This window comes from Streptococcus mitis SK575 (assembly GCF_000257865.1).
Taxonomy (GTDB): Bacteria; Bacillota; Bacilli; order Lactobacillales; family Streptococcaceae; genus Streptococcus; species Streptococcus mitis_CQ.
Genome location: NZ_AICU01000054.1, coordinates 92,393 through 109,496 on the forward strand (window position 1 = coordinate 92,393; position 17,104 = coordinate 109,496).

Consider the following 17,104-nt stretch of genomic DNA (forward strand, 5'->3'; position numbering starts at 1 on the left):
TCTTAAAAAAGAGAAGTCTAAAAGGAAAGGAGTCAGATATGAGACAGCTAGCGAAGGATATCGATGGCTTTTTGAATGAGGTGATTTTGCAGGCGGAAAATCAGCATGAAATCCTAATAGGTCATTGTACTAGCGAGGTGGCCCTGACCAATACCCAGGAGCATATCCTCATGCTCTTGTCAGAGGAATCTTTAACAAATTCAGAGTTGGCTCGTCGTCTCAATGTCAGTCAGGCGGCAGTTACCAAGGCCATTAAGTCTTTGGTCAAGGAAGGGATGTTGGAAACATCTAAAGATCCTAAGGATGCGCGTGTGATTTTTTATCAGTTGACTGATTTGGCTCGTCCAATTGCTGAGGAGCACCACCATCACCATGAGCATACACTTTTAACCTATGAGCAAGTGGCAACTCAGTTTACTCCAAATGAACAAAAAGTGATTCAGCGGTTTTTGACTGCTTTAGTAGGAGAAATCAAATAATGAGATATATTACGGTAGAGGATTTATCCTTCTATTATGATAAGGAGCCAGTTCTTGAACATATCAATTATAGTGTTGATAGTGGGGAATTTGTTACCTTGACTGGGGAAAATGGAGCGGCTAAGACGACATTAATCAAGGCCAGTCTTGGAATCCTCCAACCACGCATTGGCAAGGTGACTATTTCAAAGACAAATACGCAGGGTAAGAAATTGAGAATAGCCTATCTTCCTCAACAGATTGCCAGTTTTAATGCGGGTTTTCCAAGTACGGTCTATGAATTTGTCAAGTCGGGTCGCTATCCGCGAAAAGGCTGGTTCCGTCGTTTGAATGCTCATGATGAGGAGCATATCAAGGCTAGTTTGGACTCAGTTGGTATGTGGGAACACCGAGACAAACGCTTGGGGTCTCTATCTGGAGGACAAAAGCAGCGAGCGGTGATCGCGCGTATGTTTGCCTCTGACCCAGATGTATTTATCCTAGATGAGCCGACAACGGGAATGGATGCAGGAAGTAAAAATGAATTTTACGAACTCATGCACCACAGCGCCCATCATCATGGCAAGGCTGTTTTGATGATTACCCATGACCCTGAAGAAGTTAAGGACTACGCGGACCGCAATATCCATCTAGTCCGTAACCAAGACTCACCATGGCGTTGTTTCAACGTTCATGAGAATGATCAGGAGGTGGGCCATGCTTAGTTTGTTATCTTATGACTTTATGCAACGTGCATTTCTAGCTGTTATTGCTATGAGTCTTTTCTCGCCGGTATTGGGAACCTTCCTTATCTTGCGTCGTCAGAGTTTGATGAGTGATACCCTCAGCCATGTCTCGCTTTCGGGTGTAGCCTTTGGTCTGGTACTAGGGATTTCTCCGACTGTTTCTACGATTGCCATTGTCTTGATTGCGGCAGTCTTCCTGGAGTATCTCCGTACGGTTTATAAGAGTTTTATGGAAATCGGGACAGCTATCCTCATGTCGACAGGACTAGCTGTTTCTCTGATTGTCATGAGTAAGGGTAAAAGCTCTAGTTCTATGAGTTTGGACCAGTATCTTTTTGGTTCAATCGTGACTATCAGCGAAGAGCAGGTTATTTCCCTCTTTGTCATTGCGGCGGTTGTTTTGATTTTGACCTTCCTCTTCCTTCGTCCTATGTATATCTTGACCTTTGATGAGGATACGGCCTTTGTGGATGGCTTGCCAGTTCGTACCATGTCCATTCTTTTTAACATGGTGACGGGGGTGGCCATTGCCCTTATGATTCCTGCTGCGGGAGCTCTTCTGGTATCGACTATCATGGTCTTACCAGCTAGTATTGCCCTGCGTCTGGGGAAAAACTTTAAATCGGTTATGCTGCTTGCCAGTGCTATTGGATTTTTGGGAATGGTGGCAGGACTCTACATTTCCTACTATGCAGAAACACCTGCAAGCGCAAGTATTACCATTATTTTTGTAACTGTCTTCTTACTGATCAGTTTAGTAAGACGTTTTATCAAATAGGAGACTAACGTGAAAAAAATTAGCTTCTTGCTAGCCAGTCTATGTGCCTTGTTTTTAGTGGCTTGTTCTAATCAAAAGCAGGCAGATGGCAAACTAAATATTGTGACAACCTTTTACCCTGTCTATGAATTTACCAAGCAAGTCGCAGGAGATACTGCAAATGTAGAACTCCTAATCGGTGCTGGTACAGAACCTCATGAATACGAACCGTCTGCCAAGGCAGTTGCCAAAATCCAAGACGCAGACACCTTCGTTTATGAAAATGAAAACATGGAAACTTGGGTTCCTAAATTGCTAGATACTTTGGATAAGAAAAAGGTGAAAACCATCAAGGCGACAGGTGATATGTTGCTCTTGCCAGGTGGTGAGGAAGAAGAGGGAGACCATGACCATGGAGAAGAAGGCCATCACCATGAGTTTGACCCCCATGTTTGGTTATCACCAGTCCGTGCCATTAAACTTGTAGAGCACATCCGTGATAGCTTGTCAGCAGATTATCCGGATAAAAAAGAGACCTTTGAGAAGAATGCAGCTACCTATATCGAAAAATTGCAAGCCTTGGATAAGGCTTATGCAGAAGGCTTGTCTCAAGCCAAACAAAAGAGCTTTGTGACTCAACACGCAGCCTTTAACTATCTTGCCTTGGACTATGGACTCAAACAAGTCGCAATCTCAGGTCTCTCTCCAGATGCAGAACCATCAGCTGCTCGTCTGGCAGAATTGACAGAGTACGTCAAGAAAAATAAAATTGCCTATATCTACTTTGAAGAAAATGCTTCACAAGCACTTGCTAACACACTTTCAAAAGAAGCAGGTGTTAAAACAGATGTCCTTAATCCTTTAGAAAGTCTGACAGAAGAGGATACCAAGGCTGGCGAAAACTACATCTCCGTGATGGAGAAAAACCTCAAGGCTCTGAAACAAACAACGGACCAAGAAGGCCCAGCAATTGAGCCTGAAAAGGCAGAGGATACCAAGACAGTTCAAAATGGTTACTTCGAGGATGCAGACGTCAAGGACCGCACCTTGAGTGACTATGCAGGTAACTGGCAATCAGTTTATCCTTTCCTTGAAGATGGTACGTTTGATCAAGTCTTTGACTACAAGGCTAAGTTGACTGGTAAGATGACTCAGGCTGAGTACAAGGCCTACTATACAAAAGGCTATCAGACAGATGTGACTAAGATTAATATCACTGATAATACTATGGAATTTGTTCAAGGTGGACAAAGTAAGAAATTCACCTACAAGTATGTTGGTAAGAAAATCTTAACTTACAAGAAAGGCAATCGTGGCGTGCGCTTCCTCTTTGAAGCGACAGATGCTGATGCTGGACAGTTCAAGTATGTTCAGTTTAGCGACCACAATATCGCCCCAGTTAAGGCAGAACATTTCCATATCTTCTTTGGAGGCACAAGCCAAGAAGCCCTCTTTGAAGAAATGGATAACTGGCCAACCTACTACCCAGATAACCTATCTGGCCAAGAAATCGCCCAAGAAATGTTGGCGCATTGATAAGAAACCGACTAGTTCATAAGAGCTAGTCGGTTTTTGGGGTACTAGATTGGTTAACTTCACTATAGACCTCACAGAACTTTAAAAAATAAATAAAACTCTTGAAATATCGGGGTTTATATGCTAGAATGTAGTTAATTGATAAGGTTCATTAGAACACCAAAGCCCCTAACTAGTGCGATAGTTAAGGGCTTTTTTGACGTATCTTAGCGATTTAACGGATGTTGATAGGCTAGTCACTCGGTCTAGTCCTTACTATCTAGCCATCTGCAGACGAAATACAAGATAATTCCTGCTATGACATCCGCTATAATAGTAAGAGCGAGCTCTATGATAAGGCTCATTAGTTTCACCTCCTCTCACGAACCCATAGGAACGTAATCGGTAACCGATGACAAAAATAGTATACCACACTACATTTAGATCATCAAGATTGCTTAATTCTTGAAGTATAGGGGATAGGCAAAAAATCGTTAAAATCAAAAAACGTATAGTATCAGATGTATAAAAGCTTGATGTTATATTAATTATAAAAGTGGATAGGAAAGTTTTCTGATTATCAGAATTCCCTCCTATCCACTTTTTGAAGATTGTAAGTTAGCCTAATTTTAGGTAGAATCAGCTTATTTGTTTTATTTATCAAAACCTTGCAAGGCTTTTTGGCGTTCTTCTACTTGACCTTTAGCATCTAGTTTATTACCACCGTATACAGCTGATTCCCATGATCCGTACATTGGATTTGGGAAGATGATGAATTTTTCACCGAATTCTTTTTGTAATTCTTCAAGTTGTTTATCACGGTCAGATTCAGAAGTCTTAGAAAAATCTGCAAAGTCTACGAGGTTATCACCAAATAATAAGATAAGATTTGTTTTTTCTTGAACTTTTTGGCGACGACCTTCTTTGGATTTTACACCACTTTCTAAGAACATGAGATGATCACGTCCTTGAACAGGAATTCCTTCACTTTCAAGATTTTTAATAGTAGCATCTACTTGATTAGCTGAGCGGTCAGAAATATAGTAGATTTGGACACCGTTTTGATCAGCAAACTGAAGAAAATCCTTGGCACCTGGGACAGCTTTTGCTGCAGCTTTTTGAACCCAAATATCCCAATTTTCGGGTGTAAATGCTGTACCGTCTTTAACATTTTGTACTTGATAAGGGCTATTATCTAGGACAGTTTCATCCAAGTCTAAAACGATAGAGTAAGGTTTGTCTGATTCTGTTTTGAGCAATTCCTTTAGGTGATTTGTTGCAACGTTATAACCCTGTATGTATAAAGCTTTAGTTTCAGCTGATTTTTGATACCAAAGGGTTGACATAGTGTTTTCTCTTGACCGTAGTTGGTCATATGTCAATGTAATCTGATTATCAGATGAGCTATTATTGCTTGTCTGTGTTTCTGTAGACTTTGTTGCACAACTAGCCAATAAGACGACAGAAGCAAGTGCAGAAAGGATTGTAACAGTAGTTTTTGCTGTTTTCATGAAATATCTCCTATTTATTCATTTCAATAAATAGTATAGCACGAGAGAAAAGTTAAGGCAAGTTATTCCCTGACCATTGATGTAGATTCTATAGAAGTTAATGTAATGAAAAAAGCGATTACTAACTTGAAATGTAGTTTCACCTCTAATTATTGACATTTCAGGAAAAATCGCAGTAAAAACTGCACAGTCTTCTTTAAATGTGCTATAATACAGGAAAAAATAATAATGGAGGTCACGATAATGGCAACATTTTTGATGATTTTTGTGGTGGTTTGTGTGCTCCTATTGCTGATAGTCACACTGAGTACAGTTTATGTGGTTCGTCAGCAGTCGGTGGCGATTATTGAACGCTTTGGGAAATACCAAAAGGTTGCCAATAGCGGTATTCATATTCGCTTGCCTTTTGGGATTGACTCGATTGCAGCGCGGATTCAGTTGCGCTTGTTGCAAAGTGATATTGTGGTTGAGACTAAGACCAAGGACAATGTGTTCGTTATGATGAATGTGGCGACTCAGTACCGTGTCAATGAACAGAGCGTGACAGATGCCTACTATAAACTCATGCGTCCAGAATCTCAGATTAAATCTTATATCGAAGATGCTCTTCGCTCTTCTGTTCCAAAATTAACCTTGGATGAATTGTTTGAGAAAAAAGATGAGATTGCCCTTGAAGTTCAACACCAAGTAGCGGAAGAAATGACTACTTACGGTTATATTATCGTGAAAACCTTGATTACCAAGGTCGAACCAGATGCAGAAGTCAAGCAATCCATGAATGAAATCAATGCGGCGCAACGTAAGCGGGTCGCAGCGCAAGAATTGGCAGAAGCTGACAAGATTAAAATCGTCACTGCAGCTGAAGCCGAAGCAGAAAAAGATCGCCTCCATGGTGTGGGGATTGCCCAACAACGTAAGGCGATTGTGGATGGATTGGCAGAGTCTATCACAGAACTCAAGGAAGCCAATGTTGGCATGACAGAAGAGCAAATCATGTCCATCCTCTTGACCAACCAGTATTTGGATACCTTGAATACCTTTGCCTCTAAAGGAAATCAAACCATCTTTTTACCAAATACGCCAAATGGTGTAGATGATATCCGTACACAAATCTTGTCAGCCCTCCGTGCTGAGAAGAAATAATAGACTAAAGAGCTTGGTAACAGGCTCTTTTTGCATTGCATTTGTTAAGAAAAGCAAAGAACATTGATATACATTTAACTAAAATTATTGTATGTTGTTTCCCTTAATTTGGAATGATAAGGGAATAACTAGAAAGATTTGTGAATACAAACTATTTCTGATATACTAAATATACAGTAATAATGAATGATAGGATATGGAATGAAAGAATTTCAATTTGAGAGAAAACAGCGTTTTTCTTTGAGGAAATATACAATAGGAGCTTGTTCGGTCTTGCTGGGAACGAGTTTATTTTTTGCTGGTATGGGGGTTCAACCCGTACAGGCTACAGAAACGACTTCAACACTAATTTCAAGTCATTACTTGGATGAGCAGGATTTACCTGAAAAGCTGAAATCTGAGTTGCAATGGTTTGAAGAAAATAAGATTGAGGTAAAAGAGGGAAAAGAATACTATTTTGTCTATCGAAAATTGGCTACAAGATTACCAGAAACAGGTCTGTTTTCTAATGATGGGATGTTTATCTTGGGAGCAGGATTATTATTGCTTTCCTTCACTTTAATCAAGAGAAAAAAGGGAGCGTCTTACTTCCTTGTGAGCGTCTTTGCTGTTGGTGGTTGGGGAGCATCCATCTCTGCTTTAGAAAATCTGGTAGAATTGCAACCAGCCCTTGTTAAGAGAGTAGAAGGTCAGTTTTTACCAAGTCCTGAAACAGTCCAAGGATATGAATTTACGGGATATTATTTGGTAAGAGATAGTGCTAGCAAGGAACTTTCTGTTGATAAGGTAGAGTCGCCAGCATTATCTCAAAAGGAGGAAAGTTCAGAACCTCAATCTAAGAAGATTGTACCACAGACTACATCTCATTTTAGCTCGACTAAAGATCTTGTGCAATCTCCTCAACCATCTTACGCAGTTGAGCCTGTTTTAAATCCATCTCCTGAAAAAAGTATGAGTATTGAGTCTAAAAAAGTACCAGATGAAGGAATGAAAACTGTTATTGAAGACAAGCCAGAACTGGAAGTTAGGGTAGGGGAGATAGAGTTTGAAACTCAATTTCAGTCTGACCCAACTCTGGCTAAGGGAGAAAAAAGAATTTCTATAGAAGGTGCCAAGGGACAAGAACGAATCTTAACAGAAGTAAGGGTTGTCGATGGTATTGTTACGCGAAATGAAGTAGGGAGAGAAGTGCTTCGTGAACCAGTTACTCAGGTGATTTTTGTCGGGACAAAAGAGAAGGAACCTCAAGAAAATGGCATAAGCACAGCCCCGGAAGTCCAACCAACACTCCCCTCTTATGAAGGCGGTGTTTCCGGTGAGTCCTTGGTAGAACCAGCGCTTCCTTCTTATGAAGGTGGCGTTTCTGGCGAATCGTTGGTAGAGTCACCCCTTCCATCTTATGAGGGCGGTGTTTCCGGTGAGTCCTTGGTGGAACCGTCCCTTCCCTCTTATGAAGGCGGTGTTTCCGGTGAGTCCTTAGTAGAACCGTCCCTTCCCTCTTATGAAGGTGGTGTTTCCGGCGATCCTTCGGTAGAGCCATCTCTTCCATCTTATGAAGGCGGTGTTTCTGGTGAATCCTTGGTGGAACCGTCCCTTCCCTCTTATGAAGGCGGTGTTTCCAGTGAGCCTGAGATACAGGAGAATCTCCCAGAGTATAAAGAAGACACTCAACTTCCTCAGACCAAAGTGGAGACCAAAGCTGTTCCTTATGAAACCGTTTATGAAAAGAATGAGGAACTAGACCACGGCGTTACAAGAGTAAAAATTCCGGGTGTTGAGGGACAAGAACAAGTTACTACTACCTATACTAAAGATCAAGCAAGTGGAAATATTTCTGAGAATAAAACTGTCAAAATAGTAGTTAACAAAGTTGATCAAGTTGTAGAAGTTGGAACTAAACCGAGTGTTGAAACTACTGTCCTATCTCATAAAACGATTTACCAAGTGAATCCTGCTTTGGAGTTCAGACGACAGGAAGTAGCGGTTGCAGGGCATGATGGTTTGGTGGAAACTAGGACGAGTTATCAATTAGATAAGGCAACAGGTCAGGTGACGGTATCTGACACTACTAGACAAGTAAATCCAGCAGTCGATAAAGTGATTCAAGTTGGTAATGTGGAAAAAGTAATACAACCGATTGCTGTTACTGAGGAGCGAAGAGAGGATTCTTCACTTGCTAAAAATATAGAAAAGGTAGCATCTGAAGGAGAAGTTGGTGAGAATACACTTACCAGAACCTACGCTATCAATGAACAAACTGGTGAATTGGTTAATCCTCAAGAAGTGAGTCAAATAACAAAACCAATGAAACCGAGAGTTATTTTAGTTGGTAGTCAGGAGGATAAACCACACATCCTTCCAGCAAATAGTGAGAGAGAAGATGCTGTGGATGTGTCTGCTCTGACCACAAGCGCGAGGTCAGTAGACTTCTTACATGACAGTAAACTAAAAGCACAGTTAGAGCCTACCTATGATCCTCGAGATATTATAACAAAGAGAATTGCGCTCAGAAAACCACACCCAAATATCACTGACCAAGAAATCAAAGATATGTTGCGCACAGAGTATCTTCAAAAACTATCAATTCAAGAAAGCTTTGATCAGACGAAGACGCAAGCTGAGTCAAGTTTCAAAAAGATAGCCTCACATACTTTGGGAATTATAGGAGATACCCCTGAAAATCGCAGTAAGGTCAAACAAGAGCTTGAGCAATACAAAGAGCAGATCTTGTTGGGACTGTCTTATATCAATCGTTTTTATAATATTCAATTTGGGGACACGAATATTCGTGATATTCTGGCCTTTAATCCAAGCTCATTTGGTAATAAGACAATGACCGCCTTGGATAGTTTGAAAAAATTAGGATCCATGTCTTATGAAGAGATGAAATTGACCAATAGTCCTCAAACATTTACAAAGTATTTATCTACCATTACAGGTAAGGCTAGCTTGAAGGAATTTTTAGACAGCAATCGCCAACTCTTTACGTCAGATGATGCGGATACTTGGCTTAAAAAATCTAGCCAAGCTATGATTGTTGAAAAATCATCTAAGGAAAATCCTTCAGCGCATGTCGGGCTGTATAGCAAGTTGACAGCTGGAGAAAAGGATCTTCGTAAACAAGAGGCTAATATGGCTGCTATTTTGGGACTTTTAAATGTGAAAGAACCAAATGTTTACGTGATTAGTAATATGGCGACAATTACCTATGGTAATATTGGTTCCTATATAGATACTTCTCTTGCCCAGTCTAATCCAACTAAGTATCAGGCTGAGCTTGCTAGAGTCAAGTCTTTAATTGAGAAAGCGGCTGTACAACAAGCCAACTATGTTGATACTCTTTATCGTATAACAAAACCAGAAAATCGTGATAAGTTGCTGACAAATCGCTTGATTATTGATACGATGAAGAAATATACAAGTAATCCGAATGCCCAGATTGATAGCACTTGGTCATCAGCTGCTGGTAATGGAGCTGATAAGGGGGTCGACCAATTTATGACTCCTATGAATTACTATTCTCCAGTAAGTAAGGTGGGAGCTGAGGCCAATGGATTAGGTGTCCGTTACTTTATAGATAGGGTTCTGGATGATAGAGGTTCAGCTACTTATTCTCATGAAATGACGCACTTACTAGATAGAACGGTCTTGTTTAATAATCACGGTCGTCGAGATGGTACAGGAGCAGAGTTTTATGCGCGTGGTATTTTTGAAAACTCCTATAATCCAGAAAAGGATACTTATTTCAATCTCAACTTTGTGTATGATGAGAGTGATAAGAATGGATTTTACAATAAAACACCTGATCGATTTAAAACGGCAGAAGATTTGCAATCTTATATGAAGGGAAGTTTTGATGTCCTTTATACTCTAGATTACCTAGAAGCAGAGGCAAGTAAAGGCTTATCTGCTGAAGACAAGATGAGTTATTTCAAAAAAATAATGCCGATTCCTTCAACAGGTCCTAGAACTTGGGTAGATTACCGTAATATAGCAGTTAAACCGACTCATAAGAGTGAGGAGATTCAAGCTCTGACCTTAGAAGATGCCAAAAAATTGACAGATATTGATAGTTTGATTGACAATCATATCCTGGTCAATCGTTATATCATTGCTGGTTTTTTAGATAAAGGTAAAATTGCAGCAAATGGTTACTATACTGTTGATATGTTTGATACCATTTATGGTGTTAGTCAAAATGACTCTGGTATGAGTGGGGATATCACCTTTAGAAAACAAGCCTTTGAATTGATGGCTACTTTGGGCTACTATGAAGGATTTGTTCCTTATGTGTCAAATCAGTTTAAAAAACAAGCTGAAGAAGAAGGCAAACCGTTATCTGATAAATATATTTTCGATAACATTTTAGGAAAATCTTACGCAGCTTTCAAAAAAGAGCAAATAACTGAGCGTGTTGAGAAATTAGGTAAGTTAAAACCAATTACTATAAATTACAACGGAAAAGAAGAAGTGATTGATAGTAAAGAAAAATTACAAGAGCTTATGAATAAAGCTGTTAAAGAAGAACTTGCTCAGATAACAGCAGGAAATACAACGGCTAAAAAGTTTAAATTTATCGAAACACCAGTTCAAAAACTGAAAAAAGCGATTTATAAAGCTTATCTCAAAGATTCAGATGACTTTAGACAGTCGATTTACAATAGTTAAGACAAAAGGGACATCTCTCTGGAATGAACATTCAGAGAGGTGTTTTTTGGTCTCTTTTGAGGTTTGTATTGTTTATTGCAAATTACAGTTTGATTGAATATGGAGTGATTTTCAGACTTTTCCACAAATTATAGAATCTTTTCTGAGTATTTAGGGAGTGATAGAGGAAGTCTTGAAAGCGCTTTTGTTTTGTGCTATAGTCAAGTATATCGATTCGTTTAAAGAGGAATGCTTGTATGAGAAGAGAAGAAGTTTTACGAAATCACTGGTTTTTTAGCCAGGAGGTAGGGAAAGAAGAGGCCTTGGCACCGGATTTTCAGAGGGGAAATTGGCAGGCCATTCAAGTGCCGCATGACTGGAGTATTTACAATGATTTTGACCAGTATTCGCCAGCGCAAAATGAGGGTGGTCAGTTAAATGGGGGTCAGGCTTGGTACTGGACGCAGTTTTACTTGGAAGAAGATGCCAGTCTTGTATCGGTGCATTTGCTCTTTGATGGAGTTTACATGAATGCCCAAGTCTATATCAACGGGCAAGTGCTGGGTTATTATCCCAATGGCTACACACCTTTTTCTTATGATATTACGTCTTATCTAAGAAATGATGGGACGGCCAACCAGCTTGCGGTTTTTGTGGAAAATCAGCAACCTAGCAGTCGTTGGTACTCTGGTAGCGGTATTTACCGAGAAGTAAAATTATTGATTACAGATTCGGTGCATCTGGATTTATATGGGATTAAGATAGAAAGTCCCAAGCTCAAGGAACAAAGAGATGGATGGGTGGAAACCCAGCTTACAAGTAAGGTTTCAAATGATGGACCTCAGTCTGTGTCGGTGTATTTGGAACAGAGTATCTGGTATGATGGGCAGCAGCTGTCAGACTGGCAGGAGACTGATTCTGTAGTGATTGAGTCTGGGGGAAAACATCATTTTCAACAAGCGATATCAATTTTTCAACCCTTGCTTTGGGATATTGATCATCCTCATCTCTATCAGTTGAAGACTCGAATCTACAAAAATGGCATTTTGGTTGATGAAGAAGAGGAGACCTTTGGTTATCGCTATATGGATTGGCAAGCGGATAAGGGCTTCTTTCTAAATGGTCGCTGGTTGAAGATTCATGGGGTTTGTCTCCACCATGACTACGGAGCATTGGGAGCTGTGGAAAACAGGTCAGCTGCTGAGAGACGCTTGCGTCAGATGAAGGAAATGGGAGTCAATGCTATTCGAATCACACATAATCCAGGCAGTAGCATCTTGCTAGATGTGGCAGCCAAAATGGGCTTACTCATCCAAGAAGAAGCCTTTGATACCTGGTATGGAGGCAAGAAAGAATATGACTATGGTCGCTTTTTTGAGGAAGAAGCGACTCATCCAGAAGCGAAAGCAGGCGATTTCTGGTCAGATTATGATTTGCGCACCATGATTGAGCGTGGTAAGAACAATCCAGCGATTTTTATGTGGTCCTTGGGAAATGAAGTCAGCGAAGCAAATGGCGATGCTCATTCATTGAAGACGATCAAACGCTTGCTGGAAAGGGTCAAGGAGGTTGATGATAGTCGTTTTGTGACCATGGGAATGGATCAGTTCCGCTTTGGAGATGGGTCTGGAGGTCATGAAAAGATAGCCAATTTGCTGGATGTGGTGGGCTTGAATTACTCAGAAGACAATATTGATAGGATTCGCAAAAGACATCCCAAGTGGCGTCTTTATGGGTCTGAAACCTCATCGGCTACAAGGACGCGTGATAGCTATTTTCGCCCAGCTAAGGAATGGGTTGGGGATAATCGCCGCGTGCGGAATTTTGAACAGTCGGACTATGGCAATGACCGGGTTCCTTGGGGGAAGACCGCGACGGCTTCTTGGATAGCAGATAGAAATCGGCTAGACTATGCAGGTCAGTTTATCTGGACAGGAGTGGACTATGTCGGTGAGCCGACTCCTTGGCACAATCAAAATGACACGCCTGTCAAGAGTTCTTATTTTGGGATTGTGGACACAGCAGGGATTCCTAAAAATGACTATTATCTCTATCAAAGTCAGTGGTTGGACCTAAATCAGCATCCCATGGTTCATATCTTACCTCACTGGAATTGGGAAATCCACAAGAGTTATCAACAAGTTGTGGATAAGTATGGGGATATCCCTGTTCGAGTGTATTCAAATGCTGGTTCTGTAGAGCTATTTCTAAATGGAAAATCTCAAGGTAGGAAGAATTTTCAGGAAAAATGGACTTCAGATGGTAGAAAATACCAAGAGGGACAAGGTTCTGACCAACTCTATCTCGAATGGCGTTTGGCTTATCAACCGGGAGAATTGTGTGCTGTGGCTTATGACCGTAAAGGTCAGCTTGTGGCAGAAGATAGGGTGGTGACTGCAGGTAAGCCTGCTAAGATTGGGCTTCATGCCGAGAAAACAAAACTGGAGCCAGATGGGCAAGACCTCCTTTATCTCTATTTTGATGTATTGGACAAGGATGGAAATTGGGTGCCGACTGCTTCCAATCAGCTTCATTTTGAAATTGAAGGCCCTGCTCGTATTATAGGTGTGGATAATGGTAGGCAGGCCAGTCGTGAACGTTACAAGGCTCAGAAAAATGGTCGGTTTAAGCGGAAAGCCTTCCATGGCAGAGGTGTACTTTTAGTTCAGAGCTTGGAGCAGGCAGGCCAAGTAAGAGTAAAGGCCAGTGCCAGAGGGCTAGAGCCAGCAAGTTTTGATATCTTAGTGGGAGAGGCTTTGGCTACCCAACCAGTGAAAAATAAGCGCTTGTTTGAGATTCGAGTGGACAAGCAGGCAGGATTACAAGAAGGGGATTCCCTAGCTATTGGACTTTATCCACAAACTGTGGATAACCCTGTGAACAAGGTGGGGAATAGTGAAGTGATTTGGGAGACGAGTGGTAGTGCCCACGCCATTATCAAGCAGGGAGTGCTTCATTGCTTGTCTGCAGGCGACTTGGCTATTCACGCCATTTATCAAGGGGAGACCTATCAAACTCATTTGCAAGTTGCAGAAAATACCTCACTAGGGCAGGCAATTTCTGTACGACCACTTCGCTTGTATACAGATAAGGGGACTTATCCACAGATGTCATCTTCAGTTTTGGTGGACTATGAGTTCGGGGGTACAAAACGAGTCAAGGTTGTTTGGGAAGCAATCTCGGAAGAAGATATAGCAGGCTTTCATGAGTTTACAGTATCTGGTCAGCTAGAGGGTCTGGATTTAAAGGCTTTTGCTCAGGTTTGTGTCCAAGGGATTTGCGCTATTGAGCCTGAAAAGGTTTGGACGCTTGTCAAGGAAGTCCCACATTTACCAGACCGAGTCAAGCTAGTCTTATCAGATGGTAGACGAGATACGGCCAAGGTGACTTGGGATGAACTCGAACCTCAAGTCTATGCTCAGGTAGGAGAAAGTGTGCTCACAGGGCAGGTAGCGGGCTGTGAGTTGCCAGCAACAGTCACCATTCATGTGACAGATGCCAGTGTAGATGGAGAAGTTATTTCCAATCAGTGGACAGGGTCCAACCTGCCTCTGGTCTTTGCTTCTCACTCAGAGACAAATCACCCAGCCTCTTACCTCAATGACAAGGTCATTTCTCGGAAGAAATCGACAGCCAATACTTGGATTACCAAGTCAGAGCAAGCCAGCGTGGGCATTCTGTTTGGAGATGCAGGGATTTTAAAACCGCGATTTGTGGATAACCTGACCTTGTATTATGTTGAAAATCAAGAATATGTGGCCGTTGAGCCGACCTTTATCGATTATTATGTAGGGAATGAGCCTACCTTGCCTCGGACTCCAAATCATTTGGATAAGGATTCCCTGCTCAAGCAAGAGGAGAATTGGCGCCCTGTATCAGCTATCCGAAAAGTTTCAAGCGACAAGGATGAAGAGCTTCGTTTTGAATTTGACAAGGTGGAAACCTATGCCCTTCGTCTTCGATTTGAAAATTTGACCAGTCCCATAGCCTTAACAGAATTGCAAGTACATGCCAAAAAAGTAAAGAAAAATGTAGATAGGAAATAGTATGGTAAGAGAAATAAAACCGCATGGGCCCTTGCCTAGTCAGGCCCAGCTAGCTTATTTAGAGGATGAACTAGCAGCCTTTATCCATTTTGGGCCTAATACTTTTTATGACCAGGAATGGGGGACAGGTCAGGAGGATCCTGGGCGATTTAACCCGACAAGGTTAGATGCGCGTGAGTGGGTTCGAGTGCTCAAGGAAACGGGCTTTAAGAAGTTGATTTTGGTGGTCAAGCACCACGACGGCTTTGTACTCTATCCGACAGCTTATACGGATTATTCGGTCAAGGCCAGTCCTTGGAGGAGTGGAGAGGGAGACTTGCTCCTTGAAGTATCCCAAGCTGCCACAGAGTTTGATATGGATATGGGGGTCTACCTATCGCCGTGGGACGCCCAAAGCCCCCTCTATCATGTGGACCGAGAAGCGGACTATAATGCCTATTATCTGGCTCAGCTGAAGGAGATTTTATCAAATCCTGCCTATGGAAATGGAGGGAAATTTGCTGAGATCTGGATGGATGGTGCCAGAGGAGAGGGCGCTCAAAAGGTTAATTATGAATTTGAAAAATGGTTTGAAACTATTCGTGACCTGCAAGGAGATTGCTTGATTTTTTCAACAGAAGGCACTAGTATCCGCTGGATTGGCAATGAACGAGGGTATGCAGGTGATCCCCTATGGCAAAAGGTGAATCCTGACAAACTAGGGACAGAAGCAGAGTTGGATTATCTTCAGCACGGAGATTCGTTTGGCACGATTTTTTCAATCGGTGAGGCAGATGTTTCCATCCGGCCAGGTTGGTTTTACCATGAGGATCAGGATCCTAAGTCTCTTGAGGAGTTGGTCGAAATCTATTTTCACTCGGTGGGTCGGGGAACTCCACTCTTGCTTAATATTCCGCCGAATAAAGATGGGCTCTTTGATGCAAAGGATATTGAACGCCTCTATGAATTTGCCGTTTATCGCAATGAGCTCTATAAAGAAGATTTGGCTCTGGGAGCTAAGGTATCTGGTCCTGCTCTTTCCGCAGACTTTGCCTGTCACCATTTGACAGATGGCCTTAAGACCAGCTCTTGGGCAAGCGATGTAGACTTGCCCATCCAGCTAGAATTAGACTTAGGGTCACCTAAAACTTTCGATGTGCTTGAGTTAAGAGAAGATTTGAAGCTGGGGCAACGAATCGCTGCTTTTCATGTGCAAGTAGAGGTGGATGGTGTCTGGCAGGAATTTGGCAGGGGCTTTACAGTTGGTCATAAGCGTCTCCTGCGAGGTCCGCTAGTAGAGGCACAGAAGGTGCGCGTGATGATTACAGAGTCACAGGATTTACCTGTATTGACCAAGATTTCCCTCTATAAAACTCCTAGATTATCACAAAAAGTAGTTGTTCAGGGTCTAGCATTTGCAGAAAAAAGCCTAGCTGTGGCAAAGGGAGAGACTCTTCATTTTAGGATTGAACGTAGCGAAAGTGATACTCCTTTAGAGGCTAAGATTTCGATTCAACCGGGGACAGGTGTCCATGGTGTCGCCTATCAGGACGAGATTCAAGTCCTTCAATTCCAAGCTGGGGAAAGCAAAAAAGATTTGACCATACCAACCCTGTATTTTGCTGCTGATAAGACCTTGGATTTCTATCTGAATCTGACTATTGATGGACAACTGATTGATCAAGCTCATATTTTAGTTGAAACGAGATAAAATATCTTCACAATTCATTTCCTTTCCGAATAAATAGATAGAGCCATCGAATCTAACAAAATTAGATTTCAAACTATGGTATAATAGAAGGAGGAAATGGATGATTTTAAGACATCCGGGCATCAGTCCAACCAATGACTTGGTTGCTAAGAAAATCTTTAGCAATCCAGAAATCACTTGTCAATTTATCCGCGATATGTTGGATTTACCAGCAAAAAATGTGACCATTTTGGAGGGAAGCAATATTCATGTCTTGCCTTCCGTACCTTACTCGGCACAGGATTTCTATACCAGTATAGACGTCTTGGCGGAGTTGGATAATGGCACTCAGGTAATTATTGAGATTCAGGTGCATCATCAGAATTTTTTCATCAATCGCCTGTGGGCTTATTTGTGCAGTCAGGTCAATCAAAATCTTGAAAAAATTCGTCAACGTGAAGGTGACACCCACCAGAGTTACAAACACATCGCACCAGTTTATGCTATTGCAATTGTGGACAGCAATTATTTCTCAGATGACCTAGCTTTTCATAGCTTTAGCATGCGCGAGGACACGACAGGTGAGGCTTTAACAATTACAAACAACGGTCA

The 17,104-nt window shown here is 41.7% G+C and carries 10 protein-coding genes; 9 read left to right on the forward strand and 1 reads right to left on the reverse strand.

From position 1 onward, the window contains the following. The first annotated feature begins 38 nt into the window (after positions 1 to 38). The 4 genes from adcR to adcA are packed head-to-tail and all read left to right on the forward strand — an operon-like array spanning position 39 to position 3,497. Positions 39 to 479: a zinc-dependent transcriptional regulator AdcR gene (adcR, locus tag HMPREF1048_RS06960; protein ID WP_001249314.1), complete on the forward strand. Its 441-nt coding sequence runs from the start codon at positions 39 to 41 to the stop codon at positions 477 to 479. Further along, positions 479 to 1,183: a metal ABC transporter ATP-binding protein gene (locus HMPREF1048_RS06965; protein WP_001269496.1), complete on the forward strand. Its 705-nt coding sequence runs from the start codon at positions 479 to 481 to the stop codon at positions 1,181 to 1,183. The genes adcR and HMPREF1048_RS06965 overlap by 1 nt, the downstream gene beginning before the upstream one ends. Then, positions 1,176 to 1,982: a metal ABC transporter permease gene (locus tag HMPREF1048_RS06970; RefSeq protein ID WP_000950038.1), complete on the forward strand. Its 807-nt coding sequence runs from the start codon at positions 1,176 to 1,178 to the stop codon at positions 1,980 to 1,982. Before HMPREF1048_RS06965 ends, HMPREF1048_RS06970 begins: the two co-directional genes overlap by 8 nt. A 9-nt stretch (positions 1,983 to 1,991) precedes the next feature. Beyond that, positions 1,992 to 3,497 (forward strand): zinc ABC transporter substrate-binding lipoprotein AdcA, encoded by a 1,506-nt coding sequence (gene adcA, locus HMPREF1048_RS06975; RefSeq protein WP_000723944.1) that lies wholly within the window; start codon positions 1,992 to 1,994, stop codon positions 3,495 to 3,497. A 632-nt stretch (positions 3,498 to 4,129) separates the two neighbouring features. Here the strand turns inward: adcA and HMPREF1048_RS06980 are convergent. Continuing rightward, a complete protein-coding gene (locus tag HMPREF1048_RS06980) occupies positions 4,130 to 4,987 on the reverse strand; it encodes a 5'-nucleotidase, lipoprotein e(P4) family (RefSeq protein ID WP_000844828.1) in 858 nt (285 codons plus the stop codon). Between the two features lie 258 nt (positions 4,988 to 5,245). On the opposite strand from HMPREF1048_RS06980, the gene HMPREF1048_RS06985 reads away from it, so the two are divergent. The 5 genes from HMPREF1048_RS06985 to HMPREF1048_RS07005 form a co-directional block, all read left to right on the forward strand. Further along, a complete protein-coding gene (locus HMPREF1048_RS06985; RefSeq protein WP_004237018.1) occupies positions 5,246 to 6,130 on the forward strand; it encodes an SPFH domain-containing protein in 885 nt (294 codons plus the stop codon). A 201-nt stretch (positions 6,131 to 6,331) separates the two neighbouring features. Continuing rightward, positions 6,332 to 10,798, forward strand: coding sequence for a ZmpA/ZmpB/ZmpC family metallo-endopeptidase (locus HMPREF1048_RS12460; RefSeq protein ID WP_004248790.1), 4,467 nt, complete (start codon positions 6,332 to 6,334; stop codon positions 10,796 to 10,798). Between the two features lie 236 nt (positions 10,799 to 11,034). Then, entirely contained in the window at positions 11,035 to 14,823 is a 3,789-nt protein-coding gene (locus HMPREF1048_RS06995) for a glycoside hydrolase family 2 TIM barrel-domain containing protein (RefSeq protein WP_001250578.1), read from the forward strand. A gap of 1 nt (position 14,824) precedes the next feature. Further along, positions 14,825 to 16,513, forward strand: a complete 1,689-nt coding sequence (locus HMPREF1048_RS07000; RefSeq protein WP_000251207.1) for an alpha-L-fucosidase — start codon at positions 14,825 to 14,827, stop codon at positions 16,511 to 16,513. A 100-nt stretch (positions 16,514 to 16,613) separates the two neighbouring features. After that, positions 16,614 to 17,104 (forward strand): PD-(D/E)XK nuclease family transposase (locus HMPREF1048_RS07005; RefSeq protein ID WP_000603349.1); only part of this gene is annotated, 491 nt, incomplete at its 3' end.